Here is a 12,585-nt window from a genome sequence, read left to right as displayed (position 1 = left end):
AGCAATGTCTCGTCAGCATTTCGATCTCATCGTGATCGGCGGCGGAATTACAGGCGCGGGCATTGCGCTGGATGCTCAGAGTCGAGGGCTTCGTACGGCGTTGGTTGAGATGCAGGATTTTGCTGCGGGGACGTCCAGCCGTTCGACGAAATTGGTGCATGGCGGACTGCGGTATTTGAAACAGCTGGACGTGAAGGTGGTCGCGGAAGTCGGCAAGGAGCGGGCGATTGTATATGAAAATGGACCGCATGTGACGACGCCGGAATGGATGCTGCTTCCTTTTTATAAAGGCGGCACGTTCGGCAAATTGTCGACTTCGCTCGGCCTGCGTGTGTATGATTTTCTAGCTGGGGTGAAGCGCTCGGAACGTCGTAAGATGTTCAGCCCCGAGGTGACGCTGCAGCATGAGCCGCTACTCAAACGGAAGGATCTCCGCGGCGGCGGCTACTACGTGGAGTACCGCACAGATGATGCGCGGCTGACAATCGAAGTGATGAAAAAGGCCGTCGAACTCGGCGCGATGGTTGTGAATTACGCGAAGGTTGAGGAACTGGTTGTGCAGGACGGGACGTTGGTTGGGGTTCGGGTTGTGGATCAGTTGGCGGGGGCGGGGAGCCAGGGGCGACAAGAAGATCGAGAAGCAGATGATCGAGAAGTACAAGAACGACAAGAAGAAGAACGACAAGCACAAGATCGATCAGCGTCCTACATGCTGTCTGCGAGTAAAATCGTGAATGCGGCGGGGCCGTGGGTGGATACGCTTCGCGAAATGGACCACTCTAAGCACGGCAAAACCTTGCATCTCACCAAGGGTGTGCACTTGGTTTTTGATCAGAGCCGCTTCCCGCTCGGGCAGGCGATTTATTTCGATACGCCGGACGGGCGCATGGTGTTTGCGATTCCGCGCGATGGCAAAACCTATGTCGGCACGACCGACACCAATTATAAAGGGGATATTGCCAATCCCCGCATTACGGTAGGGGATCGCGCGTATGTGCTGCGCGCGGCGAACGAGATGTTTCCGTCCCTCGGCTTGACCGAGGCGGACGTCGAGTCGAGCTGGACCGGGCTGCGCCCTCTGATCCACCAGGAGGGCAAAGATCCTTCCGAGATTTCGCGGCGCGACGAAATCTTCGTCTCGGCTTCCGGCCTCATCTCGATGGCCGGGGGCAAGCTGACCGGCTACCGCAAAATGGCGGAGACGGTCGTGGATCGCATCGCCGCCATGCTGCTGGCGGAGGGCAAGGTCTCGGCGGCGCTCCCGCCGAGCCGCACCCGTACGCTGCCGATTTCCGGCGGCGATGTGGGCGGCTCCGCGCAGCTGGCGCCGTTCTTGCGCAGCAAGGTCAGCCAAGGCCTGCGGCTGGGGCTGACCGCGCCAGAGGCGATGCTGCTCGCGCAGCGATACGGGTCCAACGTGGACCGCGTATTTGCGCTGCTGGAGCAGCACGGGGGTGAGGCTGGGCGGCGAGGCTTGCCCCCCGCGGTGCTCGCTGCGCTCGTGTACGCAGTGGAGTGCGAGATGGTCGTGAAGCCGGCGGATTTCTTCATCCGCCGCACGGGCGCCCTCTTCTTCGACATCGCGTGGGCAAGGCAGTGGAAGGCGCCTGCGGCAGCCTTCCTCGCGGAGCGCTTCGGCTGGGACGAAGCGCAGGCGACGGCTTATGCAGCCGAGCTGGATCGGCTGCTGGACGAGGCAGTTAACCCGCTGGAGGCATAGGGTTAGGATCGTAAGCAGGGTGCTTCGCTCTCATTGAGAGCTGAGCACCTTGTTTTTTTATAATTATGTGAATGCTGAGTTTATACATTTCTTTGCATATCCCTCGACATGCCTCTTGCCGCGGTGTACCTCTCCAATATGTCAAGAATTCCTCGTCTGATGCGGAACGTCAGTACACTATTTATACGAAAACCGCCCGTTTTCGTATCAAGCGGAACGTGGTTCCGCTAATCCGTCCAAAACTAGCGAAAAACGACCAATACAAGAGAAATTGCGCACTGACGTTCCGCTATCACGGAAAACTAGCTATTTTTGCGAAAATAAAGGAACCACGTTCCGTTCGCAGCCTCATTCAGTCCCAAACCAACTAGCAAATATTCGCCCTATATCATGCACGATATGCCTGTTCACCCTGGCTTTGAGATCACAGAGGAGGTTGAGGAGGTTTTGGAAACGGAGAAAGCGATCCTGTATCAACAAGCGGAGAACCGTATGCATGTACAGAAAAGTCTGTTGCTCCACCTACTCTCTTCATCCGACATTCAGCATTCACTCAGATGACATCGCTCAAAGAATTCCACCTCTTGTTCACGCTTGCTAATTACCCGAATCATGTGTTGACGAGGCGGCAGCTGATCGAGCAGGTTTGGGGGATGAACTACGAGAAAGACGAGCGAAAGGTCGATGTGCATATTAAAAGATTGCGAAGCCGCGTCCGCGCCCTGACATCCTCGATTCGATTCGTTTCCATGCGCGGAGTTAGCTACCGACTAGAAGTCGAGTCCTGAGCTTGAGCTTAGGCGAGGGCTCTTTGGTATAAAAAGATGGGTGATCGCTCAGAATAACCATGCTAATCCATTTTGTTAACCCAAGGAGTAGAGTCCATGAAAAGAAAGATGCTGTTTATGCTGCTAGCCCTAACTGTTGTGATGGGAGGATTTATCCCGAGTGGGCAGGCTTATGCGGAGAAAGCTCGTCAAGAACCTTCGCCAGCGGCGGTAGTCTCTTACAGTCCTCAAATGGTCCAGCTGCATGATGCAATGCGCAAGCTCTGGATGGAACATGTCCAATGGACAAGGAGCTACGTTGTCAGTGCAATTGCAGGTCTAAAAGATCAGAAAGACGTGCTGGCCCGATTGCTGAAAAATCAGCAGGATATTGGTGACGCGGTCAAGCCTTTCTATGGTGATGCGGCAGGAAATAAGTTAGTAGAGCTTTTGAGGGAGCATATCATGCTCGCAGGGAAAGTCCTTGATGCGGCCAAAAGCGGCAATCAAGCGGATCTAGCCAAGTTCAACAAAGAGTGGTACCGCAACGCCGACGATATCGCTAAGTTTCTAAGTGCGGCCAATCCGAATTGGTCACAGAAAGTGCAGCAGGACATGCTGCATGCGCATTTGCAGTTCATTACAGATCAAGTGACCGCAAGACTCAAGAAGGATTGGAAAGCTGATATCCTTGCTTATGACAAAGGACAAGACCACATGCTCATGTATGCGGACATGCTTTCGGCTGGCTTGATCAGCCAATTCCCTGATAAATTCAAATGATCGCAGCGCCCAAGCTGAATCGGAAGCTGATACTGGTGATCGCCAGTGTCGGCTTCTTTTGGTTTGCTCAGAGCCCAGAGATCGTGCGAAGCAGGCATACCCATGCTATAATCGAGCCATATGATCGAAAGGAGAGAAAGGCTGCACGGCATAGGCTTTTCACACCATATGGACCTCAAAGAGCTCGTATCCTACTTAACTGAAGACAATCTGATGCTGCTGCTCGACAAGTACCGTTCACTCGGACCGCTGCCAGGGCTGCTGCTTCCTTTTATGAAATCCTTTATTCCGCCGCTTCCCACCATCGTGATCATTAGTGTGAATGCGGCTGTGTATGGGCTTTGGCTGGGCTTTCTCTATTCGTGGATTGGTATCGTCTGCGGCTGTTTAGCGACTTTTGCGATTGTGAAAAAGGTGGCTGGCCACCCGTACTTGGTACGCTGGTCGCAGAAACCGAAGGTTCAGCGAAGCTTGAACTGGGCACGACGACATGCGTTCAACTACGTGTTTATCCTCAGTTTATTTCCCTTAGGACCGTTCGTCGTCATTAACATGGCTGCGGGGCTGGTGCGAATGCGTTTCCGATCATTTTTGCTCGCTGTTGCCTCGGGAAAAGCCGTCATGGTCTTATCCGTCAGCTTTATCGGCTACGATCTGAAGCGGTTCCTGAATAACCCATTCGAGCTCATCTACGTGGCTCTATTTATCGCGGCGTCTCTGTTTATTAGTAAAAGGGTGGAAAAACGGTTCATGTAAGTGGGTCTCCACCGAAAATACAAATAAAAAGACGAACACGCACTATGGCAGTGCTTGCTCGTCTTTTTTGTGCATATCCAGCCCCATATAAATGTGAATCCCGTCTTGGTCATCGATGGTAGCAAGCTCGACCTGCTCCAAGGGGACTTCCGCCGCTTCCATCTGCGCTTGCAGCCAAGCGAGATCTTTGCCTTGCTGCGTGAGCAGTTTTTTATCATAAACGCCTTGCACAATAAGGGGCTTCACGAGGGAGAATGGCTCGCTAGGGATGGCCATATCTTTGGCAGTTACGGTCTGATACTGCGGCTCCAGAAAAACGGAAATCGTCCCGCCTGGCTCCCATAGCGCGCGAGCCACTTTCTCAATATCCTCGACTTGCTGCTTGCGCAGCTCGGAGAAGAGGTGATCGACGGAAATTTTGGCTTTGCGCAAGCCGCCGATATGCAGCTGCCCGTGCTGGATGAGCGTGAGAGGGGTAGGCTCAAAGAGGTGCTTGAGGAAGTTCCATTTGAGACTCAGCCAAGAGGTAATGAGATAGAGCACAACGATCGACAGCGTGGTAATCATGGAGCCTTTTAAAGCTAGGTGCTCGTCAGAGAGCGGATGTGCCATAATATTGCCGAGAATGAGAGCGATGACGAAATCAAGAAAACGCAGCTGGGAGATGGAGCGCTGGCCAAGTGCTTTGGCTGTGATCAGCAGGAAAGAGTAGCCGACAACGGCACGCAAAATCCACTGCAGGGTAGTTAGCGAATCTTGACTGCGAAAGAAGTCCAAGCGAGAGTCACACTCCGCAAATAAGGTAAATGCTCCCTTTAAGATGCCCATAGATGCGGGGTGCTATCCCCAAAAGCTACTCGGAGGCCAGCCCGACCTGCGCCTCGCTCCACGACCAGAGCTGACGAGCTAGCGCGTCGTCTTTCGCTCTGGCCGACACAGGCGCAATCTTGCGCCTGTAGAAATACTCGCCGCTGACCGTTCGCACGTCAGGGCTCGAGGCCAGATACACCGCCGTATCCGCGCCCTGCGCCGGCGTCAGGAAAAACGGCCGTGCCATCGCCAGCACGGCTTTACCGAACCCGGTGTCGCGATCGACACCGATGTTCGTGGCCACGGCTCCAGGATGGAGCGAATTGGCCGTGGCCGCAGTGCCTGCGAGCCGCATCGCAAGCTCGCGGGTGAACAGGATATTCGCCAGCTTCGACTGGGCGTATCCGTGCCACACCCGGAACCCTCGCTGCAGGTGAGGGTTGGTCCAGTCGATGCGCCCGATTTTGTGGGCGCCAGAGGAAACATTGACGATCCGCCCCTGCGGGGCGCGGACGATCGCATCCAGCAGAAGCTGGGTCAGCAGGAAGTGGCCCAGATGGTTGACCCCCATCATGGCCTCGAAGCCGTCTGCTGTGGTTTTGCGCGTGAGGTTGACCACGCCTGCGTTGTTGACAAGCACGTCCAGCACAGGGTGCTTGGACAGGAAAGCCGCCGCGAACGCGCGGATGCTCGCGAGCGAAGCAAGATCGCACAGCATCAGCTCGATGCGTGCGGATCCGCTCTGGCGGCGCGCTTCCAGAAGCGCCTGCTCGCCGCGCTCGCGGCTCCTGCACAGCATCACAACGTGCGCGCCCTGCCCCGCCAGTGCCACCGTCGTGGCCAGGCCCATGCCGGAGTTTGCGCCGGTAACGAGAACCGTTTGAGTATCCACCGGAATCGCCTCCTTTTTATTCCAGTATAATGGATGGGGCGTCTTCCCGCTTGGTAATCGTATTCCATCAAGCGATACTTCCAGCTCCCTAACCCCTCTTTAAACGGAACGTGGTTCCGCTATTTCGACAAATTTATTGATTTTAGCGCGTAGACGGAAGCTGAGTGCGCTATTCCTTTGATTTCCGACGTTTTACCGCTTGTTTTGGCTGATTAGAGGAATGACGTTCCGTGACAAGGCGGTTTTAGAGCGATTTCGGGCAAATAGCGGAACGACGTTCCGCCTGAAGGGGCCATCGCTGCTAACGCACACACAATCGCCACCCCGTGGCGTTACATCTCTTCCGCTGTTGCATCTATTTGTTGACTTTCCCTCCAAACGGAACCAGGGTTCCGCTGCTCTCACCAAAAAAGAGCCGCCCACAAGCATCCGCTTGAGAAGCAACTCCTTTACAATTCTACACCAACGGTTCCATCCCGCGCTCGATCCAATCCTCGCGTGTCGGACCATAAATTTCTGGTACACGGAGACCCGCTTGGCGCATCAGCACGACCATTTCACCCCGATGGTGGATTTCGTGCGAGAGGAAAATACGCAGGGTCAAAGCATTAGGCCACATTTCCCCGTACATGTCGCTGCTGTCCGCGAGTTTCGCATCGGTCCATTGGGATTGAATGGCCTCTAAAACCGCAGCAACCGAAGAACGATACGCGCTAGCAATGGTAGCTGCGGAAGCAGGCGCGTGTTCTTCGCCTTCTGGTGAAGCAAAGGTTAATCCTGTGCGCGAAATCATTTCGTGAATCGTCGTAGCAATATGCCAACCGATTTGGCCAAGGGAGCGAAGCTCGGGTGTGATACGCTGCGCAAGGGAAGCATCAGTTAGAGCATCCAGCACACGCTGGGTCGCTTTAGCCTCATTGGTATACTCGTTAACAAAATCCTCAATCGCTCTGTACATAGGGGAAATCCTCCTTCAAATTTTTCAGTTTGTTTTTCTTTCGTCTATCCTCAGTATAGACAAACCTCACTGACAACAGAATGTCAGTGGGTCGGATAGAGGGCGACGATTTTTTCGGCCTTCTCTTTAATGATAACTGCGATGTGAGGCGGTTCTAGGATCCGCAGGCTCGGGCCATAGCCTAAAAGCATGCCATGCAGCCAAGGTTCGTCGGGCTGTGTAGCTGTAATCATGAGCGTGCCGTCAGGCTGCAGCGCAATATCCTCAGGGCGGAAATAATCCTCAACCTGTGCTCTCACATTGGGCTGGGCATGCAGTACAAGTCGAATGAGGGTGCGGTCGGAGCGCTCACCTCGTCCATATTCGAGCTGTTCGATCGTTTCTTGTTTGCGCTCGAAGGTTTGAGAATGCACTTCCACATCCCCCATCCGAGATAATCGGAAAACGCGAAAATCGTTACGCAGCAGGCAGTAGCCGTACAAATACCAGCCAAATCCCTTCACAACGATGCCCATTGGCTCGATGGTGCGTGTCGAGGCTTTGCTTTGCGAGGACAAGTAGGAGAAGGAAACGAGCTTGGTCTCCCGAATGGCGGTGCGAAGCAAGGGGAGATGCTCTTTATTTTGATGGCCGCTGCCCCAGGGGTTCATGTCGAGAATTAGCTGGCTGCCCAGTTGCGCTGCAGTAGGATGTTCGGATTTGGCGATCAATGCGCCGACTTTATCGAGCAGACCGCCGATCTCTTGATCTCCGATGGAGGCGCGAATCCCTTTGAGCCCAACGATGATCGATTGAAGCTCTTCGAGGGACAGGAACTGGCGGTCAATCCGGTACTGATCCATGATTTCATAGCCGCCGCTGAGGCCTGCATAGGAAACAACGGGAATGCCTGCTTGATTAATCGCCTCCACATCGCGATAGATGGTGCGGAGCGACACTTCGAATCGTTCGGAAAGCTCTTTGGCACTGATCCGACGACGATTCAGCAACAGCATGGTGATGGCGAGTAGACGATCTATTTTCAAAGGAACACCTCATTACAATCTTCAATTTCACTACCTATCTCTTCGCTACAGAGGTGGGGTGTCTCCTTCTCACTGTAAGCAAATGGCAGGTAAAAGTCGAATTTTGCAGTGCGTCCCATCCCCTCCGCATACTGCATGGGAAAATTTGAAATAATAAACCCGCATAATGAATGCCACCAAGAGGGGATGTGCGACCCATGATTTCACCTGCAAAAATGTTTAAAATCGCGCTATACACCGCAGCCATCAGTGTTGGCTTGAGCGGTATGTCCGTAATGGGGGCCGATCTCGCCTATGCACAGAAACTCCCGCCGCCTGCTGTGCAGCCCACACCGCCTCAAGGGCAGGGCAAGCTAATCCAGACGCGCGAAATCGACGTCACTGGGGATGGCCAATTCGAGGTCGTTTCTTTAGTTGGCTGGCAATCCGACCCGAATACCGCCTACTTTGATAAGTTATTTATCGCGATCGTGGGTCAAAACCAGGCTCAGGTCGTAATTCCGCTGCCAGGCGGGTACAATCCAAAGATGGATTTTTGTGATTTTATCCATGACGGCATGCCGCAAATCTATGTTACCTCGGATACGGGGGGCAGCGGCGGGTACACGACGAATCATATCTATTCCCTGAAAAATAACGTACCAACCGCGATCCCGATGCCTGGTCCGCTGCATGCTGACGCCACCTTCAAGAAGAACTATAAGGTGAAAATGAAAATCCAAGAGACCGGCAAATCGTTTACGCTCGATATCGCAGATCGCAAGGAGGCGTATGAGCAGTTTGGGATTTACAGCCACGGCAAGGTGGTGAAGCCGATCATCGTTAACGTTGATGACTACAGTCAATTGAAGCCTGTCGATGTGGATCTGGATGGTTTCTGCGAATTGAAAGGTGTTCAACGGATTACAGGTATCGCAAATGCGGATACACTGGGGTACGTGACATCGGTATGGAAGTGGAAGGGGAACGCGTGGAAGTTGAAAGAGGCCGCTGTCGTGCAGACAGTGAAGACGAGCTTGATGCGCCCGCCGGGCCCTGAAGACGAGGATTGATGAACAAAAAGACCGCAACCACCTGGTTTCTGCCAGGCAGGTACGGTCTTCTTTTTTATGCCCAGTTCCCCTTGCGGAACACAGGCAAGCGCGTGCCATCCGCCATAATCCCGTCAATCTCCATATCGGGTGAGCCGATCATGAAGTCAACGTGGATTAAGCTTTTGTTATAACCGTTCTCAGCGAGTTCCTCTGGTGTCATCGTCGTTCCACCCTCGATCGTGAACGGGTAGGCGTTACCGAGTGCGACGTGGCAGGAAGCATTTTCGTCAAACAGGGTGTTGTAGTAGATGATCCCCGATTGGGAAATCGGCGAATCGTATGGTACGAGGGCCACTTCGCCTAAGTAACGAGCGCCCTCATCCATGTTCAGCATGTTGTCCAGCACTTCTTGGCCTATTTCTGCTGTCGCTTCTACGACGCGGCCGTCCTTGAAGGTGAGGGAGAAGCCATCGATCAGGGAGCCTTGATAGCTCAGCGGCAACGTGCTGCGAACTGTTCCGTTCGTTCCGTTACGGGCTGGCATCGTGAATACTTCCTCCGTTGGAATATTCGGCACGAAGAAAATCCCTTTCTCCGATTCGCTGCCTGCGGCCACCCATTGATGCTTCGGTGCTAGCTCTATGTACAGGTCTGTGCCTGGTGCTTGAAAATGCAGCTGCTTAAACTTATGGCTGTTCAGCGATTGCTGCTTAGCGGTTAACGTATCGATGTGCGTTTTCCATGCGGCAACAGGATCCGCCTGATCCACGCGCGTCAGCGTGAAGATTTGCTCCCACAGCTTCGTAATCCGCTCGGACTCGTCCAGACCTGGGAATACCTTCGCACTCCATTCGGCGGTTGGATACGACACGAGCAGCCAGTTCACCTTATTACCGCGTACATATTGCAGGTAGCCTTCGCGCGCGGTAGCAGCTGCTTTGCTCGACATCGCGACACGATCTGGCGCTACATCTTTGAGTAGCTCCGAGTTTGGCGCATACACGGAAAGGAACGCGGCGCCATCTCTGGCCATTTCCTCCAGGCCCGTCGCTCGCCACATCGGATATGTCTTCAATGTATCTTCGGGTGCATGCTTCAAACGAAGCGCCTTTACTTCGTCGTCGTCCCAATCGACAACAACGTCTTTGGCACCGGCTTCATAAGCCTTCTTCGCCAGCTTGCGGACGAAATCTGCACAGGCGATCGGCGTCGTGATGACGACGGTTTGATCCTTTTGAACATTTAATCCTACGCGTATCGCAAGCTCTGCATATTGATCTAAATAGTAGTCGAATGACTCCATCGCATTGGCTCCTTTATATTTGAGTACCATATAGTGTATGATAGTTAATAAAACTTTAACCCGTGGGAGAAAGGCTGGGCACATATGGAAACGAAAAACGCGGAAGCTAATGTAAGCACGCCATCGAATTTCATTAAGAACATTGTAAACGAAGATTTGAAATCAGGCAAAGTAAGTCAGATCGTGACCCGATTTCCCCCGGAGCCGAACGGTTACCTTCATATAGGACATGCGAAGTCGATTTGTCTTAATTTTGAACTAGCGGATGAATTCAAGGGAAGAACGAATCTGCGCTTTGACGATACGAACCCCGTGAAGGAAGATACGGAGTATGTAGAGTCCATTAAAGCTGATGTAGCTTGGCTTGGCTTTGAATGGGATGGCTTGTTTTTTGCATCGGATTATTTCGAGGAAATGTACCAACGCGCGCTGGTGTTGATTCGCAAGGGTCTAGCTTTCGTAGACGACCAAACGGCCGACGAAATCCGTGAAACGCGTGGAACACTGACACAACCTGGGACAAACAGTCCGCATCGTGATCGCTCGGTAGAAGAGAATCTTGCTTTGTTTGAGCGGATGCGCGCAGGCGAGTTCAAAGATGGCGAGCGCGTGCTTCGCGCCAAAATCGACATGTCCTCACCGAACATCAACTTCCGCGATCCGGTAATTTACCGTGTCTTGCATGCGCACCATCATAATACGGGAGATACTTGGTGCATCTACCCAATGTACGCATTTGCACATCCGTTAGAGGACGCGATTGAGGGCGTTACGCACTCCATTTGTACATTAGAATTTGAAGATCAACGTCCGTTCTACGACTGGGTCATTCGTGAGTGCGAGATGCCGAATGTGCCGAGACAGTATGAATTTGCACGCTTGAACTTAACGAATACGGTGATGAGCAAAAGAAAGCTGAAACAACTCGTCGACGAGAAAGCGGTTGACGGTTGGGACGATCCGCGAATGCCGACTATCTCTGGCCTTCGCCGCCGTGGCTATACGCCAGAGTCGATCCGCAATTTCGCGCGCGAAATCGGCGTAGCCCGCAGCTACAGCGTCGTCGATGCAAAAATGCTGGATCACTTCATCCGCGAGGATTTGAAGTTGAAGGCGCTGCGCACGATGGGCGTGCTCAATCCGCTGAAAGTCATCATCACCAACTATCCGGAGGATGGCGTGGAGATGCTGGAAGCCGATAACAACTCCGAGAATCCGGAGATGGGCAACCGTATGATCCCGTTCTCTCGTGAGATTTATATCGAGCAAGACGATTTCATGGAAAATCCGCCGGCGAAATATTTCCGTCTCTTCCCTGGCAACGAAGTGCGTTTGAAAAACGCCTACTTCATCAAGTGCAACGACTTCGTCAAGGATGCTGATGGCAACGTCATTGAGCTGCATTGCACCTATGACGTCGAGACCAAGAGCGGCAGCGGCTTCACTGGCCGCAAAGTGAAAGGCACGATCCACTGGGTCGATGCGAAGAGCGCCGTCCCTGCGGAGTTCCGCTTATACGAGCCACTGATCTTGGATGACGAGGAGGGCGAAGAAGGGGCATCGTTCCTCGAGAACTTGAACCCGAACTCCTTGCAAATCGTGCAAGGCTTCGTGGAAGACAACATGAAGAGCGCAGCTCCGCATGACAAGTTCCAGTTCTTCCGCCACGGATACTTCAACGTGGATCCGAAGTACACGACACCCGATCATCTTGTGTTCAACTTGATCGTTTCGTTGAAAAGTTCGTTCGTTGTGTAATTAACGAACGGGTGCAGCTTAAAGCCCCGCAATCCTGCGAATGTGCAGGAGTTGCGGGGCTATTTTTGCGCATGACGCATGAACCCTTCGCCTTATTCCCAGCAATAATGTTGCACTCTACGCATCATTATTGCTGGAATATGACCGTTTGGAGCTTCAATGCTGCATGTTGTGCAACAATATTGGCTGAAAAGGGCATTTTGAGGCTGAATAGCCTCAGAATGTTGTATGAACTACAACTTCAGGTAGCATCTAGCCCCAAATGCCTTGATCATGGTGTATAAACTACAACATGGACCTTTCGCCGCCTCACTTGAAGCACTACCCAATAATAGCAAAAGCAGAAACACGAGCAGGCACAAAACGTGTGCGGAACAAGACGCCATTACGATTAAAGGTGCGGATAATCAGCGCGCGATTCGTTGGTGTGGCAATTGTGTTGAACACCGCTGTGCCGAAGCTGTCGAAGCGAACAGTTGCAAGGCGAACACCGCCAAGCGTGCTGGCTACGCAGAAGAAGCCCGTTGTGTTAAACGGCACACCTGCTTGGTTCACCCACAGGACAGTAAAACGATTAAGTCGCGGAGTTGATCTAAGCAAGGTTTTGGGCATCGCATAACGTACTCTTCCTTGACCCTTATCAGCTTTCATAGGACGAAGTGGATAGGTAGACATCGTATCACCTCCTTCCTTTCTCTATAGTAAATGCGAGAAGGAAGGTGCCCGAGTGGTAGATTTCACTACGACCTTAAAAATGTGCAAATGGTAATAGTTTCTTC

Annotated in this window: 13 protein-coding genes; 7 read left to right on the top strand and 6 right to left on the bottom strand. The window is 52.9% G+C overall.

What is annotated here, in order from left to right; translation table 11 throughout:
* Nucleotides 1-4 precede the first annotated feature (4 nt).
* The 5 genes from MJB10_RS25915 (at nt 5) to MJB10_RS25895 (ending at nt 4,026) form a co-directional block, all read left to right on the top strand.
* Nucleotides 5-1,720, top strand: a complete 1,716-nt coding sequence (locus tag MJB10_RS25915; protein WP_314805859.1) for a glycerol-3-phosphate dehydrogenase/oxidase — start codon at nt 5-7, stop codon at nt 1,718-1,720.
* Nucleotides 1,721-2,110: 390 nt separating this feature from the next.
* On the top strand, nt 2,111-2,281 hold the full coding sequence (locus MJB10_RS25910; RefSeq protein WP_314800064.1) for a hypothetical protein: 171 nt from the start codon (nt 2,111-2,113) through the stop codon (nt 2,279-2,281).
* Nucleotides 2,278-2,508 carry a winged helix-turn-helix domain-containing protein gene (locus MJB10_RS25905; protein ID WP_314800062.1) on the top strand — a complete coding sequence of 77 codons (231 nt, stop codon included), beginning with the start codon at nt 2,278-2,280 and terminating at the stop codon, nt 2,506-2,508. The genes MJB10_RS25910 and MJB10_RS25905 overlap by 4 nt, the downstream gene beginning before the upstream one ends.
* Nucleotides 2,509-2,604: 96 nt before the next feature.
* The gene (locus tag MJB10_RS25900; RefSeq protein WP_397386558.1) at nt 2,605-3,270 is read left to right on the top strand and encodes a glycosyltransferase; all 666 of its coding nucleotides are present in this window, start codon (nt 2,605-2,607) and stop codon (nt 3,268-3,270) included.
* Nucleotides 3,271-3,438: 168 nt separating this feature from the next.
* A complete protein-coding gene (locus MJB10_RS25895) occupies nt 3,439-4,026 on the top strand; it encodes a TVP38/TMEM64 family protein (RefSeq protein ID WP_314800060.1) in 588 nt (195 codons plus the stop codon).
* Between the two features lie 42 nt (nt 4,027-4,068).
* Here the strand turns inward: MJB10_RS25895 and MJB10_RS25890 are convergent, their stop codons facing one another.
* From MJB10_RS25890 to MJB10_RS25875, 4 genes are all read right to left on the bottom strand, one after another.
* A complete protein-coding gene (locus MJB10_RS25890) occupies nt 4,069-4,854 on the bottom strand; it encodes a DUF421 domain-containing protein (RefSeq protein WP_314800058.1) in 786 nt (261 codons plus the stop codon).
* A 25-nt stretch (nt 4,855-4,879) separates the two neighbouring features.
* The gene (locus MJB10_RS25885; protein ID WP_314800056.1) at nt 4,880-5,728 is read right to left on the bottom strand and encodes an SDR family oxidoreductase; all 849 of its coding nucleotides are present in this window, start codon (nt 5,726-5,728) and stop codon (nt 4,880-4,882) included.
* A 457-nt stretch (nt 5,729-6,185) separates the two neighbouring features.
* Nucleotides 6,186-6,686: a DinB family protein gene (locus MJB10_RS25880; RefSeq protein WP_314800055.1), complete on the bottom strand. Its 501-nt coding sequence runs from the start codon at nt 6,684-6,686 to the stop codon at nt 6,186-6,188.
* A gap of 83 nt (nt 6,687-6,769) precedes the next feature.
* Nucleotides 6,770-7,711, bottom strand: a complete 942-nt coding sequence (locus MJB10_RS25875; RefSeq protein ID WP_314800054.1) for a helix-turn-helix transcriptional regulator — start codon at nt 7,709-7,711, stop codon at nt 6,770-6,772.
* Nucleotides 7,712-7,908: 197 nt separating this feature from the next.
* Between MJB10_RS25875 and MJB10_RS25870 the strand changes: the two genes are divergently transcribed.
* A complete protein-coding gene (locus tag MJB10_RS25870; protein ID WP_314800052.1) occupies nt 7,909-8,763 on the top strand; it encodes a hypothetical protein in 855 nt (284 codons plus the stop codon).
* Nucleotides 8,764-8,818: 55 nt separating this feature from the next.
* Here the strand turns inward: MJB10_RS25870 and MJB10_RS25865 are convergent, their stop codons facing one another.
* Nucleotides 8,819-10,048, bottom strand: coding sequence for an aminopeptidase (locus tag MJB10_RS25865; RefSeq protein WP_314800050.1), 1,230 nt, complete (start codon nt 10,046-10,048; stop codon nt 8,819-8,821).
* Between the two features lie 84 nt (nt 10,049-10,132).
* Here MJB10_RS25865 and MJB10_RS25860 point away from each other — a divergent pair, with 84 nt between their 5' ends.
* Nucleotides 10,133-11,806 (top strand): glutamine--tRNA ligase/YqeY domain fusion protein, encoded by a 1,674-nt coding sequence (locus tag MJB10_RS25860; RefSeq protein ID WP_314800049.1) that lies wholly within the window; start codon nt 10,133-10,135, stop codon nt 11,804-11,806.
* 321 nt (nt 11,807-12,127) lie between these two features.
* Here the strand turns inward: MJB10_RS25860 and MJB10_RS25855 are convergent, their stop codons facing one another.
* A complete protein-coding gene (locus MJB10_RS25855) occupies nt 12,128-12,481 on the bottom strand; it encodes a hypothetical protein (RefSeq protein WP_314800048.1) in 354 nt (117 codons plus the stop codon).
* Nucleotides 12,482-12,585 lie beyond the last annotated feature (104 nt).

Source organism: Paenibacillus sp. MBLB1832, assembly GCF_032271945.1.
In the GTDB taxonomy this organism is placed as follows: domain Bacteria; phylum Bacillota; class Bacilli; order Paenibacillales; family NBRC-103111; genus Paenibacillus_E; species Paenibacillus_E roseopurpureus.
This window is presented reverse-complemented; position numbering and strand designations above follow the sequence as displayed.